This is a genomic window from Mameliella sp. LZ-28, from assembly GCF_012274245.1.
Lineage (GTDB): Bacteria > Pseudomonadota > Alphaproteobacteria > Rhodobacterales > Rhodobacteraceae > Antarctobacter > Antarctobacter albus.
In genome coordinates, this window is the sequence record NZ_JAANYX010000034.1 from 315,513 (window position 1) to 332,361 (window position 16,849).

The following is a 16,849-nucleotide window of genomic DNA, read 5'->3' on the forward strand; positions in this document are numbered from 1 at the left end:
CAGGGCGGGTTTGCAACCCCCGCGCCACGCGGCAATAACCCTTCCCATGATTCTCGGTTTCGACACGTCTTCCGCCCATGTCGGCGCGGCACTGCTGGACAGCAACGGCATCGTCGCCGCCGCCCATGAGGACATGGCGCGCGGCCAGGCCGAGCGCCTGATGCCCATGCTCGAAGAGGTCCTGGCCCAGGGCGGCGCGACATGGCAGGACCTGACCGCCATCGGCGTCGGCATCGGCCCCGGAAATTTCACCGGCGTCCGCCTGTCGGTGGCCGCGGCGCGCGGATTGGCCCTGTCGCTGAACATCCCGGCGGTCGGCGTGAGCCTGCTGGAGGCTACGGCGCTGGACACTCCCGGCCCCGTGCTCGCCTGTCTGAGCGCCCCGCGCGACCAGGCCTATGTCCAGTCTCAGGGCATGGCGCCGTCGATCCCCGCGCAGTTGATCGCCATGTCCGAGATGCCCGACACATGGGCGCACCCCGGGCTGACCTGCGTGGGACCCGCCTCCGCCCAGGTGGCCGAACGGCTGGGCACAACGGCCCTGCCCGCCCGCCATGCGCCCGCCGAGGCGATCGCCCGCATTGCCGCCTTGCGCTGGCGGGACGGCCCGCCGCGCCCCGCGCCGCTCTACCTCAAACCCGCCGATGCCGCGCCGTCGCGCGATGCGCCCCCGGTGATCCTGGAATGACGCCCGAGGCACTGGCGTATCTGGCCAAGCGCGCCTACCGGCACATGAAGCCCTGGACAATGGCGCAATTCGCCGAAACGCTCGCCCGTCCGCACACCCTCCTGGCCGCCACGGAACATGCCTTTGTCCTTGGCACCGTGATCGTGGACGAGGCGGAAATCCTCGCGCTTGCTGCAGACCCCGATCACCAGCGCCAAGGCGCCGCCAGCCGCGCGCTGGACGCCTTCCACGCCCAGGCGCTGGAACGGGGTGCCCGCCGGGTATTCCTGGAGGTAGCCGCCACCAACACCCCGGCGCGTGCCTTCTATGCCCGCCACGGATACGGTGAAACTGGTCTGCGCCGGGGGTATTACCCGCGCCCGGACGGCCCGCCGGATGACGCCGTGGTCATGTCGCGCGCACTGCCCTGACGTCACCCGCGCCACCGTGGCGGCGCGGCAAAAACCGGTTGACCCCTCCCGCCCCCTGCGGCTTTGATTGGCCCATCACAAACGGAACGGGTGGCCATTGCCTCCGTCACACCAGGGAGCCTCACATGACATTCTTTGCCAAGACCCTCGGCACCGTCGCAGCACTGGCGCTGAGCGCCGGCGCCGCGCTGGCCGATCCGGCGCTGATCTACGACCTCGGCGGCAAGTTCGACAAATCCTTCAACGAGGCGGCCTACAACGGCGCGGAACGCTGGGCCGAGGAATCCGGCGGCAGCTATCGTGACATCGAGATCCAGGCCGAAGCCCAGCGTGAGCAGGCCCTGCGCCGCTTTGCCGAAGCTGGCTTCAACCCTGTCGTGACCACCGGCTTTTCCTACGCCTCGCAGATCGCTGCCGTGGCACCCGACTACCCGGACACCAAGTTCGTGACCATCGACGGCTACGTCGACCCCGAGGCGCACCCGAACGTCCTGTCGATCCTCTTCGCAGAACACCAGGGCAGCTACCTGGTCGGCATGATGGCGGCGATGGCCTCCGAATCCGACACCGTCGGCTTTGTCGGCGGCATGGACATCCCGCTGATCCGCAAGTTTGCCTGCGGCTATGCGCAGGGTGTGCTGGCGGTGAACCCTGACGCGACCGTGATCGCCAACATGACCGGCACCACCCCCGCCGCATGGAACGACCCGGTCAAGGGCGCCGAACTGGCCAAGGCGCAGATCAGCCAGGGCGCGGACGTGATCTATGCCGCCGCCGGTGGCACCGGTCTGGGCGTGCTGCAGACCGCCGCGGACGAGGGCATCCTGTCGATCGGCGTCGACAGCAACCAGAACTACCTGCACCCCGGCTCGGTCCTGACCTCGATGCTGAAACGCGTCGACGTGGCCGTCTATGACGCGATGACCGCGGGTGCCGACCTGCAAACCGGCGTGATCGCCCTGGGCCTGGACAGCAACGGTGTCGGCTATGCACTGGACGACAACAACGCCGACCTCGTGTCGGAAGAGATGAAGGCCGCCGTCGATGCAGCGCGTGAGCAGATCATCGCGGGCGAAGTCACCGTCCACGACTACTCCGAGGACGACAGCTGCCCGGCTCTCGACTTCTGATCGAAATCGCCCGGGCACGCCGCCCGGATGATTGACCCGAGGGGCCGCAAGCCAGCGCGGCCCCTCTCCCTTACGTCCGCGAAAGCCGCCCAGACATGACCGACACCCCCGCCATCGAGCTCAAGGGCATTTCCAAGTCCTTCGGCCCCGTGCAGGCCAACAAGGACATCTCGATCCGCGTGATGCCCGGCACGATCCACGGCATCATCGGCGAAAACGGCGCGGGCAAGTCGACCCTGATGTCGATCCTCTACGGGTTCTACAAGGCCGACTCGGGCGAGATTTTCATCAACGGCAGACAGACCCAGATCCCCGACAGCCAGGCCGCCATCGCCGCTGGCATCGGCATGGTTTTCCAGCATTTCAAGCTGGTGCAGAATTTCACCGTCCTGGAGAATGTCATCCTGGGCGCCGAGGATGGCGGATTGCTGAAACCCTCGCTGGCCAAGGCGCGCGGCGTGCTGCAGCACCTGGCCCAGGAATACGAGCTGAACGTCGATCCCGACGCGATGATCGAGGATCTTTCGGTCGGCCACCAGCAACGGGTGGAAATCCTCAAGGCACTGTACCGCGAAGCGGAAATCCTGATCCTTGACGAACCCACCGGGGTGCTGACCCCGGCAGAGGCCGATCACCTGTTCCGCATCCTCGAAGGACTGAAGCGCGAGGGCAAGACGATCATCCTGATCACGCACAAGCTGCGCGAGATCATGGAAATCACCGATACCGTCAGCGTCATGCGACGCGGCGAGATGACCGCCACCGTCAAGACCGCCGAAACCTCACCCGAGGAACTGGCAGAGCTGATGGTGGGCCGCAAGGTCCTGCTGCGGGTCGACAAAACCCCTGCCAAACCCGGAAAATCGGTGCTGGAGGTCGAAAACCTGCGCCATACGGACAGCGCGGGGGTCGAACGGCTCAAGGGCATTTCGCTCAAGGTGCAGGCCGGCGAGATCCTGGGCATCGCGGGTGTGTCGGGCAACGGCCAGTCCGAACTGCTGCAGGTGCTGGGAGGGATGAAGACCGCCACCGGCACCGTGCGCGTCAACGGCGAAGAGATCGACCTCACCGGGCGCTATTCGGACGGCCAGTCGCGCCGGGCGCGGGGGATCAGCCATGTCCCCGAGGACCGGCAGCACGAAGGGCTGATCATGCCCTATACCGCCTGGGAAAACGTCGCTTTCGGCTATCACCACGATCCGAAATACCAGAAGAATGCGATCCTGATGGACAATGCCGCCATCAAGCGTGACGCCGAGGGCAAGATCGAACGGTTCGACGTGCGCCCGCCCAACGCCAACCTCACCGCCCGTAATTTCTCCGGCGGCAACCAGCAAAAGATCGTCCTGGCGCGCGAAATCGAGCGCAACCCCGACATCCTACTGGTAGGCCAGCCCACCCGCGGTGTCGATATCGGCGCCATCGAGTTCATTCACCAGCAGATCGTCGCCCTGCGCGACCAGGGCAAGGCAATCCTGCTCGTCTCGGTCGAACTGGACGAGATCCTATCGCTCTCGGACCGGGTCGCGGTGATGTTCGACGGGCAGATCATGGGCGAACGCCTGCCGTCAGAGACCAACCAGACCGAGCTGGGCCTGCTCATGGCCGGCGTGACCCAGATGCCCGACAAGGACAAGCCGCTGATCCACGTTGTGGACGAACAGCTTGACGCGCAGAAAGAGCGGGAGGCCAAACGGCATGGCCACAGCTGATTGTCGCGCGAAACCGTTTTTGCTTAAGGAACCGCAGAATGGATAAGATGCCCGCCTGGGCCGACGCGGTGCTCGTGCCCCTGATTTCCATCTTGCTGGCTGCGCTGATCTCGGCGCTGGTGATCCTGGCCATCGGGCACAACCCGGTCGAGGCCTTCTCGATCATGGTCAAGGAAAGCCTGACCTCCTCGCGCGGGATCGGCAACACGCTGTATTACACGACGAATTTCATTTTCACCGGCCTCGCCGTGGCGGTGGCCTTTCACGCGCGGATGTTCAACATCGGCGGTGAAGGCCAGGTGCTTCTGGGCGGGCTGGGTGTTGCCCTGGTCTGTCTTTACGTGCCCTGGCCCCACTGGACGCTGGCGCTGGTGGGGGCGACGGTGGCGGCGGGTGTCTTTGGCGCCGCCTGGGCGCTGATCCCGGCCTACCTTCAGGCCAAGCGCGGCAGCCATATCGTCATCACCACGATCATGTTCAACTTCATCGCCGCGGCGGTGCTGAACTATGTCCTCGTGAACATGCTGCGCCCGCGCGGCGCGATGGAACCGGCCTCTGGCCCGTTCCCCGAACCGACCCACCTGCCCACCTTCCAGGAGATGTTTTCGACCGCCGACACGGTCCTGTTCCGCTCGGCCCCGGTCAACGTCTCCTTCTTCCTGGCCGTTCTGGCCTGTTTCGCCGTCTGGCTGCTGATCTGGCGTACGCGGCTGGGCTATCAGATCCGCGCCTTCGGCCATTCCGAAAGCGCGGCACGCTACGCAGGCATCTCGCCGGTCCGCATCACGGTCATTGCCATGCTCATCTCGGGCGGGCTTGCGGGCATGATGGCATTGAACGCCACGATGGGAGAGGCCGAACGGCTGGTTCTGAACGCCTCCGAAGGCGCGGGGTTCATCGGCATCGCCGTGGCGCTCATGGGGCGTTCGCACCCCTTCGGCATCTTCATGGCGGCGCTGCTGTTTGGTTTTCTCTACCAGGGTGGGCTTGAACTGGCCTTCTGGACCGGCATCCCGCAGCAGCTGATTACCGTGATCCAGGCGCTGGTGATCCTCTTTACCGGAGCGCTGGACAACATGGTGCGGATGCCTCTGGAAAAACTGTTCCTGGCCCTTCGCAAGGGCAAGGCCTGATGCTGGCCGACTACCTGCCCTCCCTGCTGGTCGCCTGGGGCGTGCACGCGCTGGCACTTGCCTCTCCGGGGGCCAACGTGCTTGCGGTGATCGGCACCGCGATGGGCACTGGCCGACGGCAGGCACTTGCCATGAGCGCGGGGATCGTGACCGGCTCGATCCTCATGGCCTCGGGCGCCATCGCGGGCCTTGGCGCGTTGATCCTGACATGGGCCCATGCCGTGACCTTGATCAAGTTCCTGGGCGCGGGCTACCTGGCCTGGCTCGGGTACAAGTCCCTGCGCTCTGCCACCACCCCGGGCGCGGCCCCGCCCGTGACCATGCTCAGCGGCAGCCCCACCCGGCTCTACCGGCGTGGCCTATTGCTACAGGTGAGCAATCCCAAAGCCATTCTCGCCTACCTGGCCATCGTCACGCTGGCGCTCGGTGGCACCGCCCCCTGGCCTGTCGCGGCGCTCTTCGTGCTTGGCGCCGCCCTCAACTCGGCCCTGATCCATGCGTTCTACGCGCTGACCTTCTCGACCCGCCCGATGGTCGCGCTCTACCTGCGCGCCCGGCGTGCCATCGACGGGGCGCTCGGGGCGTTCTTCTGTTTCGCCGCCCTACGTCTGGCGCTGGCACGACCATGACCAGGCGCCCCGCTCATCCGCACTTCCTCGAACCAAGAGGCTGACACCGCACATGGATCTTGCCACGCTCATCCCGGTCCTTGAATCGACCATCCGCCTGTCGACCCCACTGCTGCTGGCCTGTCTGGCCGGGCTGTTCTCGGAACGCGCGGGCATCTTCGACATCGGGCTTGAGGGCAAGATGCTGATCGCCGCCTTCTTCTCGGCGGCGGTGGCCTACAGTTCGGGGAACGTCTGGATCGGGCTGCTGGCGGGCATCGCCGCCTCGTTGACGCTGTCGGCCATTCACGGACTGGCCTCGATCACCTTCCGGGGCAACCAGCTGATCTCCGGTGTGGCGCTGAATTTCCTCGCCTCCGGCCTGACGGTGCTGATCTCACAGAACTGGTTCCGGCAGGGCGGCAAGACGCCCACCCTGACCGATGGCGCGCGCCTGTCGGAATGGCACCTGCCCTTTGCCGACAGTTTGCGCGACGTGCCCGTCCTGGGTCCGATCTATTCCGACCTCCTGTCCGGGCACGCACCGCTTGTCTACCTGGCCTTCGCGCTGGTGCCCGCCACATGGTGGGTGCTGTTCCGCACCCGTTTTGGCCTGCGCCTGCGGGCCGTGGGCGAGGCGCCCGAGGCGGTGGACACCGCCGGTGTCTCCGTCGTCGGGCTGCGCTTCGCCGCCGTCGCGATCTGCGGAATTCTCTGCGGCATCGCGGGCGCCTACATGGCCACCGGGCTGCAGCCTTTCTTCGGCAAGGAGATGACGGCAGGGCGCGGCTATATCGCGCTGGCCGCGCTGATCTTCTCGAAATGGCGCCCCTGGTACGCGCTTGGCGCCTGCCTGCTCTTCGGCTTCCTGCAGGCGGTGGCGCTGCGCTTCCAGAACATCGACCTGGGCGCCTTTACCGTGCCGGTACAGGTCATGGACGCCCTGCCCTACATCCTGACCGTCGTGATCCTTGCGGGGTTCGTCGGCAAGGCCATTCCCCCGCGCGCCGGCGGAGAGCCCTACGTCAAGGAGAGATAGGCCCCGCCAGCCCCCCGGGCGCGGCCCCCGTGCTGCGCTTGCATAATCCCACGACATGGGACTAACTTTGCTCATGCAGGTCTACCTCCCCATTGCCGAGGTTTCGGTCAACGTCTTCGTCCTTCTCGGCCTTGGCGGGCTGGTGGGCGTCCTGTCGGGCATGTTCGGCGTCGGCGGCGGCTTTCTGATGACGCCGCTGCTGTTCTTTATCGGCGTGCCCCCCGCCGTGGCCGTGGCCACCGGCGCCAACCAGATCGTCGCTTCTTCGGTTTCCGGTCTGATGGCCCATCTGAAACGAAGGACCGTCGATCTGCGCATGGGGACGGTGCTGCTCATAGGCGGGCTGATAGGGGCTGCGCTGGGGGTCGTGCTGTTCAACTACCTGAAATCGCTGGGCCAGGTCGATCTGCTGATCAACCTCTGTTACGTCGTCTTCCTGGGCATCATCGGCGCCCTGATGTTCATCGAAAGCCTCAATGCGCTGCGCAAGTCGCGACGGGGCACCCCACCGAAACGCAAGAAGCACAACTGGGTGCACGCCCTGCCCTTCAAGATGCGGTTCCGCACCTCGGGGCTTTATATCTCGGTGATCCCGCCGTTGCTGGTGGGTCTCGCTGTCGGGGTACTGGCGGCGATCATGGGTGTGGGCGGCGGGTTCATCATGGTGCCCGCAATGATCTACCTGCTCAACATGCCGACCAAGGTCGTCATCGGCACGTCGCTTTTCCAGATCATCTTCGTCACCGGCTTTACCACGATGATGCATGCCACCACCAACTACACGGTGGACGTGGTGCTGGCGGTGGTCCTGCTGGTCGGCGGCGTGCTCGGCGCGCAGGCTGGGACCGCCATCGGGATGCGGCTGAAGGCCGAACAGCTGCGCATCCTCCTGGCTGGACTGGTGCTGCTGGTCTGCGGCAAGCTCGCGCTTGACCTGCTGCTGACCCCGTCCGAACTCTACGTCCTTTCCGCGGCAGGGAGCCACTGATGCGCCTGCTGCTGCTGATCCTGCTGGCGTTCGCCCTGCCCGCAAAGGCGGAACAGGTCGTGCTGGGCCTCAGCAAGGAAATCGTCCAGATTTCCACCGATTTCGACGGTTCCGACATCCTGATCTTCGGCGCGATCAAGCGCGAAACCCCGATCGAGGCCGAGCCGCTGCAGGTCATCGTCTCCGTGGCCGGTCCGCAGCAGCCGGTCACGGTCTGGCGCCAGGCCCGCCGCTTTGGCATCTGGGTCAATGCCCACGCGGTCGAAGTCGATGCCGCCCCCAGCTTTTACGCCATCGCCACCTCGGCCCCCTGGGCGCAGGTGATCTCGGAAACCGAAGACCTCCGCCACAAGGTCTCGATCCCCCGCGCCATCCGCTCCGTCGGCGCCCCGATGGACGTTCCCGACGCACAGAGCTTTACCGAAGCGGTGATCCGCATCCGCACCCGCGAAGGCACCTACCAGCTGCTGGAAAACACGGTAACGGTCCGGGAACAGACGCTTTTTGACACCGCCATCTCGATGCCTGCCAACCTGACCGAGGGCAGCTATCCCACGCGCATCTTCCTGACCCGTGGCGGCAGGGTCATCAACACCTACGAAACAGAAATCGAGGTGCGCAAGGTCGGCCTCGAACGCTGGCTCTACGTCCTCTCCCGGCAACAGCCCTTCGTCTATGGCCTGATGTCGCTCTTCATCGCCATCGCCGCGGGCTGGGGCGCGTCCACCGCCTTCCGCATCCTGAGGTCACAATGACACGCACACCGCCCGGCACCCGCGCCGACTACCGCGCCTTTCGCACTCTGCCCACCCGCTGGATGGACAACGACGAATACGGGCACATGAACAACGCCACCTACCTCTCCTTCTTCGACACCGGCATCAGCCTCTGGCAGATGGACAACGGCATCAACATCCGCGGACCTGAGGCGCTCCGCCTGCTGACAGTGGAAACCGGCTGCCGCTACCACTCCGAAACCGGCTTTCCTGACCTGATCCATGCCGGGCTGCGCATCGGGCACCTCGGCACATCATCGGTCCGCTTCGAGGTCGGCCTGTTTCGCAACGACGAGGAAACGGCCAGTGCCGAAGGGTTCTTCACCCAGGTCCTGACCGGCGAGGCTGGCCGCCCGACGCCCATTCCCGAAACGCTCCGCGCCGCATTCGATACCCTGCGCGGCTGAGAGGAGAGGACGGGGGGCCAGCCCCCGATCCCCCCCGGAGGTATTTTTTTGCCAAAAGAAACACCAGTCGCACGCCTTGGGCTTCTTTGGGCTCAAAATACCTCCCGGGTGAATGTGCATAGCACAGAGGGGCAGCGCCCCTCACTGGCTTGCGGCCACGCAAGCTCCCCTGTCACGCCGCAGGCGTGCCAACTGGATCACGCCTTTTCGTTGAAATAGGCGTAGATGCGTTCCGCAAGCGCCCCGCTCACGCCGTCCACCGCCTTGAGATCGGCCAGGTTGGCGCGGCTGACCGCCTTGGCAGAGCCGAAATGCGCCAGCAGGGCGCGCTTGCGGGCCGCGCCAACGCCCGGCACCTCGTCCAGCGGGTTGGCCATCTGGGATTTCGCCCGTTTCGCGCGGTGCGTGCCGATGGCAAAGCGGTGGGCCTCGTCTCGAAGGCGCTGCACGAAGTAGAGAACGGGATCGTTGTGGCGCAGGGCAAAGGGGCGCTGGCCGGGGCGGTGGAATTCCTCCTTGCCGGCATCCCGGTCAATCCCCTTGGCAACACCGACGAAGGGCAGGTCATCGACGCCCCGTTCGGCCATGATCTCGGCCACCGCGCTGATCTGGCCCGCGCCGCCGTCGATCAGCATCAGGTCGGGCCACAACCCCTTGTTCCGGTCCGGGTCCTCTTTCTGCAGCCGCGTCAGGCGCCGCTTGAGAACCTCCTTCATCATCCCGAAGTCATCGCCGGGCACCAGGTCATCGCCCTTGATGTTGAACTTGCGGTACTGGTTCTTCATGTAGCCATCCGGCCCGGCGACGATCATTGCGCCCACGGCGTTGGTGCCCTGGATGTGGCTGTTGTCATAGACCTCCACCCGCTGCGGCGGCGCGTCCAGGTCAAAGGCCTCGGCCAGCCCGCGCAGCAGCTTTGCCTGCGTCGCCGTCTCGGCCATCTTGCGGCCAAGGCTTTCCTTGGCGTTGCGCAGGGCGCCGTCCACCAGTTCGGCCTTCTCGCCCCGTTGCGGCACCGCGATCTCGACCTTTCGGCCCAGCTTGTCACCCAGCGCCTCGGACATCAGGTCCTCGTCCTCGATCCCGTGCGACAGCAGGATCAGCCGCGCCGGGTCCTTCTGGTCGTAGAACTGGCCCAGGAAGGCCTGCATGACCTCGGCGGGGTCGATCTCGTCACCGACGCGCGGGTAGTAGTCCTTGTTGCCCCAGTTCTGGTTCGCCCGGATAAAGAACACCTGCACGCAGGCCTGCCCGCCCTCCATGAACAACGCGATCACATCCGCCTCGGCCGTCGTCTGCGGATTGATCCCCTGCGATGTCTGCACCTGCGTCAAGGCGCGGATGCGGTCGCGCAGGGCAGCGGCGCGTTCGAACTCCATCTCATCCGAGGCCTCGGCCATCTGGGTCTTGAGCCGCTCCTGCACCTCGGTCGACTTGCCCGAGAGATAGCGCTGCGCGTCCTTCACGCTGCGGGCATAGTCCTCTTCCGAGATCTTGCCGACACAGGGCGCGGTGCAGCGCTTGATCTGGTACTGCAGGCAGGGCCGCGTGCGCGTCTCGAACATGCTGTCGGTGCAGTTGCGCAGGAGAAAGGCCTTTTGCAGCTGGTTCAACACGCGGTTGACCGCACCGGCGCTGGCGAAGGGCCCGTAATAGGCGCCTTTCTCTTTCTTCGCGCCGCGATGCTTCTTGATCATCGGAAAGGGATGATCGGTCACCAGGATGTTCGGAAAACTCTTGTCGTCCCGCAAGAGCACGTTGAACTTGGGCTTGAGCTGCTTGATCAGGTTCTGTTCAAGCAGCAGCGCCTCGGTCTCGGTCCGGGTCGTGAGGAACATCATCGACGCGGTTTCCGAGATCATCCGGGCAATCCGCCGCGAATGCCCCCTGGGCCGCGCATAGCTCGACACCCGCGCCTTGAGATTGCGCGCCTTGCCGACGTAAAGCACGCGGCTCTGCTCATCCAGCATGCGATAGACACCGGGCGAAGAGTCCAGCGTCTTGAGGTATCCGTGGATGATCTCGTGGCCCTTTGGCACGCGGTCCTGTTCCCCGTTCTGCTCACACAATGGTGGTATTCCTGCTGATATGCGAGTTGCGCGATTCCTTGCCCGTGCTGCAATGCAACGAAGGCCGTTTCAAGCACTTAAACATCCACCGAATATGTGGATAACTCTGCGGGCAAAATCCGGGTAGGTGGATTTTTTCCTTGTTTACGGCCCACTTCGCCGAGATGCCCAATTTTTAGGCGACTACGTAAGGCTTTGATTTCAGGTCACAAAAAAGCTGTCATGTTGCAAGCCATTGAGACCATTTACCTTTTCGTAACGCTTTTGTTAAGACTTTGTGACCCGTGCACAACTCTGGGGCGCATCCCCCTATTCGACACCTACAACGTCGGGTGTCTGCCATCCCAGGTGCTGGCCGCCATCGATGCAAATCAGCTGGCCGGTGACGGTTTTCGCCCCCAGAAGGTAGGTCAGCGCGGCTGTGATGTCCTCGGGGTCGGCGCCCCGTTCCAGCACCGTCGACGCCCTCTGCCGGGCAAAGGCCCCGGCGTCCTGCCGTCCGCCTTGCAGGGTCGGCCCCGGGCCGATCCCGTTGACCCGCACTCGTGGCGCCAGCGCCTGTGCCGCGGTCTGCGTCAGGGTCCAGAGCGCGGATTTTGCCAAAGTGTAGCTCATGAACTCGGGCGTCAGCTTGCGCACCCGCTGGTCGATCATGTTGACCACCAGGCCCTGCGCCACCGGCTCGCCTCTCGCGTCCAGCGCGGGATCGGGCACCTGGGCGGCCAGGGCCTGGATCAGCACGAAGGGCGCGCGCAGGTTGCTTTCGAAATGCCGGTCCCAGCTATTCCGCGTGGCGCTGCCGATGTCGTCGTATTCAAAGACGGAGGCGTTGTTCACCAGAACCGTCACCGGACCGCCCAGCACCTCTGCCGCGCGCGGCAGCAAGGCCTGCGCCTGCGCCTCGTCCAGCAGGTCCGCCTGCAAGGCCACGGCCTGACCGCCACGCGCCTCGATCCCGGCTACGACCTCCTGCGCAGCGGCCTCGGACCCGGCGTAATGCACCGCCACGGCATGCCCCTGCGCGGCCAGTGTCTCGGCCATTGCGCGGCCCAGCCTCCGGCCCGCGCCGGTTACCAGCGCGCGCCCTTTCACCTCACCCATGTGGTTCTCCGTCACAGCAATACGACTGTGACATAGCCCAGATAAAGCGCCGACAAGACAAAGCCCCAGATCCGCCCGAGGTCACGCCCGAAATAGACGAAGGGCAGCAGCAGCAGCGAGGCCCCCAGCATCACCCAGAAGTCGAACTGCAGGAAGCCCGGCCCGACCTGAATCGGGGCGATCAGGGACGCGACACCGATGATGGCCAGCAGGTTGAACAGGTTTGACCCGATCACGTTGCCGATGGCCACGTCGGCCTGCCGGCGGATCGCGGCCATGACCGTCGTCGCCAGTTCCGGCAGGGAGGTGCCCAGCGCCACCAGCGTCAGCCCGATCACCGCGTCCGGCACGCCGAACATGCGGGCGATCTCCTCGGCGCTGTCGACCAGCAGGTCGGCCCCAAGGGGCAGGCCGATCAGGCCCAGCACCAGGTACAGGCCGATCCGCCACCACGGCATGTCAGGGTCCGCGCCCTCCGGTTCTTCCAGCTCTTCGTCGGCCTGCCCTTCGGCGCGGTGCCGCAGCGCGGTGCGCAGCTGGCTGCCCAGGATGACGAGCAGCAGTGCCAGAAGGATCAGGCCGGAGGTCATGTCGAAAACACCGCGAAAGCCCAGCGCGATGAAAACCAGGGTGCCGCCCATCATCTGCAGATAGCTGGTGCGCGTGTCGCACTGGCTGGTATGCATGACCGTGATCAGCCCCGGCACCCCCAGGACCAGCAACACGTTGGCGGTATTCGACCCCACCACGTTGCCCAGCGCGATGCCCGGCGCGTTTTCCAGCGCCGCCTTGATCGAAATGAGCAGCTCTGGCGCGGAGGTGCCGAAAGCGACGATGGTCAGGCTGACGACAAGGGCCGGGATACCGACCCGCAGGGAGAGATTCACCGCCCCCTTGACCAGCGCGTCCCCCGCCAGAAGCAGGATCAGCAGACCAAGAACCGCGTAGACGTAGACCATCTCAGTTGTCACCCTTTCGACAGTCGCAAGGCCCCTTGCCGATGCGGTAGCGACCGCATTTCGGGCATTTCGTGGCGTTCAGGCGGGCGCGGTCACGCAGCTGGCCCAGCTGCTTGGCGCCGGGGATCCGGAGCTTTCCGAAAAATCCCAGCACGGCGATGAACACCAGGAAAAGGGCAACGATCTTGACGATCAAGACAGGCCAAACCGCGCGTAGTCCGCGCGTTCCTCGATTTCGCCCAGCGCGCCCTGAACCGCCTGCGCGCCAAGGCGCGGCAGCAGCGGCTTGCGCGCCTCGTAACGCTTGAACCGGGTCTTGTCGCCAAAACGGTCCTTCATCAACGGCACAAGGTGACCGATGCCATCGGCCAGCCCCTCGTCCACAGCCGCCTGGCCGATCCAGACCTCGCCGGTATAGAGGTCGGGGTTCCCGGTCAGCTTGTCGCCCCGCCGGGACTTCACATGGCCGATAAAGGTCTCGTGCAGCTGCTCCAGCAGGCGGTTCAAACGGGCCACGTCCTCTTCCTTTTCAGGCTGGAACGGGTCCATCATGCTCTTGGACTTGCCCGCCGTGTGAACCCGCCGTTCGATCCCCTGCCGTTGCAGGAAGACCGGCAGGCCGAAACCGGCAGAGATCACCCCGATCGACCCCAGGATCGAGCTGGGGTCGGACCAGATCTCGTCCGCCGCACTGGCGATCCAGTAGCCGCCAGAAGCCGCGACGTCCTCGACAAAGGCCAGCACGGGCACCTCGTGTTCCTCGGCCAGCCTGCGGATGCGGGACCCGATCAGCGAGCTTTGCACCGGCGACCCGCCGGGCGAGTTGATTTCCAGCGCGACCGCGTCGGGTTTCGACCGAAAGGCCTTTTCCAGCAACGGCGCAACCGAGCGGTCAGAGATACTCGACCGTCCGGGGACGCCGATGGCGCCCTGCAGGCGCACGACGGACACCCGCGGAACGGATTTCATGAAGGGAACCCAACGTCTCATGGCGTGGCATGTAGAGAGCGTGCAGGGGACAAACAAGGCAGGGGCCGAAAAGACGCCGCGTTGTGGTGCATTTACCTCTGACGCCGCGCGATGTTGCCAACCTGCTGGGCAACCACACCCGAGGTTTTTCTTGCCAAGCCGCCCGACGGTCCCAAGACTGCTCCACGATGATTGATGAACCGCGACACCCCTGCCGAGCAGGCCTTGCCCTGTTCCTGGCCCAGTTTCTGGTCCTGACGGCACTGTTCCTGCCGGCCACGGCCTTGGCTGCCACAATTACCCCGGGCGGCGATGCCATCATGCAATGCGATGCCACGCTGACCGGAGAGATCCGGGACGGCGATGCGGACAAGCTGCGCAGCTTTGCCAAGCGAAACGGATGGGAACCCGCCTTTGCAGGCAGTGGCAGCACCGATGGTATCCGGACACTCTGTCTCGACAGCAACGGCGGCAGCTACCTTGAGGGCATCGAACTGGGCAATGTGATCGGCAGTATCGGCATTCGAACCGCCGTTGGGCCGGACCGGACCTGCGAAAGCGCCTGTGCCCTCACCTTCATGTACGGCACGTTTCGCACCTTCGAGGACATCATCTTGCCCGAACGCCGCCTGCACCCGCGCGGTACATTGGGATTTCACGCCCCCGGCCTTGTCGTGCCACGGGGGGACTATACCGAAGACGCGGTGAACGACGCATACCGCGTTGCAATTCAGAGCGTCGAACGCCTGGCCAGCAAGAGGGGCATGGGCCAGTCCATCTTTCCCCAGGCGCTGTTCCTGACCATTCTCGGCACCCCGCCCGAAGAGATGCGCTATGTCCGGACAGTGCAGGAGGCCGCAACCTGGAACATCGAGGTGTTCCCCGTCGGCTTCCCGACAACAGACCGGCACCGCGCCGTCCTGAATGCCTGTACCAACGGTTCCCCGAACGCCGGTGTCCTGGCCGTGTTCAACCGCACGACGGGGCCGAACCTCGACTTGATCGAAAGCGCGCAATGGGATGCCGGAGAACTCAGGATCACGACGCGAGACTTCTTTCACGTCGAGGCAATGAGCAAGTGCCGCCTGGTTCAGCAAAACAACGCCGCGCAACGCAGCCATTTGGGCAAGGTGGAATTCCTTGACGTCGGCGTCCTGTCGAACTCGCCCCTCTACCGTTATTTCTTCTTTCCCCCCGACATGCCGATCAGGGACATTCCCGAACGCCCCGGCATGAGCGATGGCCAGTTCTTCGAGGCCCTCGCAGGTGCCCGTCCCATGCCTGCGCCGGACGCACCCCGCACCGAGGCTCCGCCCCCGACCGCCACGCCCGCCGCATTGATCGCCCCTCTTGCGACAGAGGCGGACGAGGCCCGCCTGAACCTGGATCGCGCCGCCCGGCAAGAGATCCAGCGCCGCCTGACGCTGGCCGGCTTCGATACCGGAGGTGTCGATGGCGATCTGGGGCCGAACTCGCGCAGGGCCATCCGGGACTGGCAACAGGCGCGGGGCTTTCCCGCCTCCGGCCACCTGAACGCAAGCCAGCGCGCAAGACTGAACGAGGACAGCCGCGAACTTTATGACGCCTGGCTGGCCGAGGAACAGGCCAAGCCCAGGAAACGGCGGGTCAAGGTCTGCCAGCGCGGCGCCCTTGGGCTGCTGGTGAACTGCCGCATGGAATGGCGATAGCACCGCTGCGCGGGCTTCTTTGATCACGTGCCCAGGACCAGGATCCCCTCGGGTCGCCAAAGTCAGCGCTGGGCCGGAAACGCAATAGGCCTGCGTCCACACCCTGGCCCGTCCCGCCTCACTTCCCCCTATGGCACGGCCAGCCGCCGGCGACCTCACCCGCCCGACGTGAACCGCACCGGCGCCCGCGCCGAGGTGTCCACGGTCAGCGTAAACACGTCAGGTCGGGCGTAGTGACCCGCCACATCGAAGGCGCGGCGCGCGGAGCGCAGGGCAAACCTGTCGATCTCGGCCCCCAACGACCCGATGGTCTCGCGCATCGGGCCGGCGAGGATCTGCCCGCCGGGGGCCACCACCACGGCACCACCGGGCTGGTTCCATTCGCCGCCCTCGTCAAACCTGTCTCGTTCAGGGAAATCCTTCGGAATCGCTGAGACGCGCTGGATCGCCCCGCACCCGACCACGAAACACCCTCCTTCGCGACCGATATGCTGCATGGTCGCGTTCCATTCCGGCATCGGGTCGGCTGTGGGGGCGCAAAGGATCTCGAGGTTCTGCGCATAGAGCGCCATGCGCGCCAGCGGCATGAAATTTTCCCAGCACAGCAGCACGCCAACCCGACCGACAGCGGTTTCGACCACCCTCAGCGTGCTGCCGTCACCAAATCCCCAGACCGTGCGCTCTGCCCCGGTCGGCATCAGCTTGCGGTGGGCGTTCAGGATCGTCCCGTCCGCGTCGATGATGACCCCGGTGTTGTAGAGCGTGCCGGCGCTCATCTCTGGCGCACGCTCGTTGATGCCCATGACGACGACCACACCATGGTCCCGTGCCGCCGCGCGGATCGGCGCCAATCCGTCGCGCGACAAATCCACTGCGTTGCGCCACAGGATACCGTCGGCCTCGTCGACAGGGCTGGGCCAATTGTCCGGCTGGATCGCCCAGACATGGCAAGGGTAATTCGGCAACCAGCCCTCGGGAAAGACGATCAAGTTCGCCCCCTCGCGGGCGACCCGCGCGATGATCGCGACGCCTTTTTCAAGACTGGCTTCAAGGTCGTAAAAGACGGGCGTTTCCTGAACGGCGGCAAGTTTCACAACAAAATCCCCCGGCGACCTCCGGACAACCATGCCTCATTTCCCGTAGCGGATCAAAATCCAATAGCCTGCTGCGCC

17 protein-coding genes are annotated in these 16,849 nt (G+C 65.2%); 11 read left to right on the forward strand and 6 right to left on the reverse strand.

All coding sequences use genetic code 11. The features are described from left to right. Positions 1-46 precede the first annotated feature (46 nt). From tsaB to G9Q80_RS21715, 10 genes are all read left to right on the forward strand, one after another. Positions 47-688 (forward strand): tRNA (adenosine(37)-N6)-threonylcarbamoyltransferase complex dimerization subunit type 1 TsaB, encoded by a 642-nt coding sequence (tsaB, locus tag G9Q80_RS21670; protein WP_088715163.1) that lies wholly within the window; start codon positions 47-49, stop codon positions 686-688. Next, the gene (rimI, locus tag G9Q80_RS21675) at positions 685-1,098 is read left to right on the forward strand and encodes a ribosomal protein S18-alanine N-acetyltransferase (RefSeq protein WP_088715162.1); all 414 of its coding nucleotides are present in this window, start codon (positions 685-687) and stop codon (positions 1,096-1,098) included. The genes tsaB and rimI overlap by 4 nt, the downstream gene beginning before the upstream one ends. 125 nt (positions 1,099-1,223) lie before the next feature. Next, a complete protein-coding gene (locus tag G9Q80_RS21680) occupies positions 1,224-2,228 on the forward strand; it encodes a BMP family lipoprotein (RefSeq protein WP_088715161.1) in 1,005 nt (334 codons plus the stop codon). Positions 2,229-2,323: 95 nt separating this feature from the next. Beyond that, positions 2,324-3,940 carry an ABC transporter ATP-binding protein gene (locus G9Q80_RS21685; protein ID WP_088715160.1) on the forward strand — a complete coding sequence of 539 codons (1,617 nt, stop codon included), beginning with the start codon at positions 2,324-2,326 and terminating at the stop codon, positions 3,938-3,940. Between the two features lie 38 nt (positions 3,941-3,978). Continuing rightward, on the forward strand, positions 3,979-5,073 hold the full coding sequence (locus G9Q80_RS21690) for an ABC transporter permease (RefSeq protein ID WP_043136036.1): 1,095 nt from the start codon (positions 3,979-3,981) through the stop codon (positions 5,071-5,073). Continuing rightward, on the forward strand, positions 5,073-5,702 hold the full coding sequence (locus G9Q80_RS21695; protein WP_088715159.1) for a LysE family translocator: 630 nt from the start codon (positions 5,073-5,075) through the stop codon (positions 5,700-5,702). The genes G9Q80_RS21690 and G9Q80_RS21695 overlap by 1 nt, the downstream gene beginning before the upstream one ends. Positions 5,703-5,754: 52 nt before the next feature. Continuing rightward, positions 5,755-6,720 (forward strand): ABC transporter permease, encoded by a 966-nt coding sequence (locus G9Q80_RS21700; RefSeq protein ID WP_043136033.1) that lies wholly within the window; start codon positions 5,755-5,757, stop codon positions 6,718-6,720. 73 nt (positions 6,721-6,793) lie between these two features. Beyond that, on the forward strand, positions 6,794-7,708 hold the full coding sequence (locus G9Q80_RS21705) for a sulfite exporter TauE/SafE family protein (protein WP_043136032.1): 915 nt from the start codon (positions 6,794-6,796) through the stop codon (positions 7,706-7,708). Further along, the gene (locus G9Q80_RS21710; protein WP_069209363.1) at positions 7,705-8,463 is read left to right on the forward strand and encodes a TIGR02186 family protein; all 759 of its coding nucleotides are present in this window, start codon (positions 7,705-7,707) and stop codon (positions 8,461-8,463) included. Before G9Q80_RS21705 ends, G9Q80_RS21710 begins: the two co-directional genes overlap by 4 nt. Continuing rightward, a complete protein-coding gene (locus G9Q80_RS21715) occupies positions 8,460-8,891 on the forward strand; it encodes an acyl-CoA thioesterase (protein ID WP_088669550.1) in 432 nt (143 codons plus the stop codon). Before G9Q80_RS21710 ends, G9Q80_RS21715 begins: the two co-directional genes overlap by 4 nt. A 197-nt stretch (positions 8,892-9,088) precedes the next feature. On the opposite strand, the gene uvrC is transcribed toward G9Q80_RS21715, so the two are convergent. The 5 genes from uvrC to G9Q80_RS21740 all read right to left on the reverse strand — a co-directional run bounded on the left by uvrC (position 9,089) and on the right by G9Q80_RS21740 (position 14,010). After that, a complete protein-coding gene (gene uvrC, locus G9Q80_RS21720) occupies positions 9,089-10,960 on the reverse strand; it encodes an excinuclease ABC subunit UvrC (protein WP_184757167.1) in 1,872 nt (623 codons plus the stop codon). A gap of 309 nt (positions 10,961-11,269) precedes the next feature. Continuing rightward, complete coding sequence (locus G9Q80_RS21725) at positions 11,270-12,061, reverse strand: SDR family oxidoreductase (protein WP_088715158.1); 792 nt, start codon at positions 12,059-12,061, stop codon at positions 11,270-11,272. An 11-nt stretch (positions 12,062-12,072) separates the two neighbouring features. After that, complete coding sequence (locus G9Q80_RS21730; protein ID WP_088715157.1) at positions 12,073-13,020, reverse strand: calcium/sodium antiporter; 948 nt, start codon at positions 13,018-13,020, stop codon at positions 12,073-12,075. A gap of 1 nt (position 13,021) precedes the next feature. Beyond that, on the reverse strand, positions 13,022-13,216 hold the full coding sequence (locus tag G9Q80_RS21735; RefSeq protein WP_043136021.1) for a hypothetical protein: 195 nt from the start codon (positions 13,214-13,216) through the stop codon (positions 13,022-13,024). Further along, positions 13,213-14,010, reverse strand: a complete 798-nt coding sequence (locus G9Q80_RS21740; protein WP_088715156.1) for a S49 family peptidase — start codon at positions 14,008-14,010, stop codon at positions 13,213-13,215. Before G9Q80_RS21740 ends, G9Q80_RS21735 begins: the two co-directional genes overlap by 4 nt. Positions 14,011-14,177: 167 nt before the next feature. Here G9Q80_RS21740 and G9Q80_RS21745 point away from each other — a divergent pair, with 167 nt between their 5' ends. After that, entirely contained in the window at positions 14,178-15,677 is a 1,500-nt protein-coding gene (locus G9Q80_RS21745) for a peptidoglycan-binding protein (RefSeq protein WP_088715155.1), read from the forward strand. A 155-nt stretch (positions 15,678-15,832) separates the two neighbouring features. Here G9Q80_RS21745 and G9Q80_RS21750 read toward each other — a convergent pair whose 3' ends face one another. Then, on the reverse strand, positions 15,833-16,771 hold the full coding sequence (locus G9Q80_RS21750) for a carbon-nitrogen hydrolase family protein (RefSeq protein WP_198549981.1): 939 nt from the start codon (positions 16,769-16,771) through the stop codon (positions 15,833-15,835). Positions 16,772-16,849: the final 78 nt, after the last annotated feature.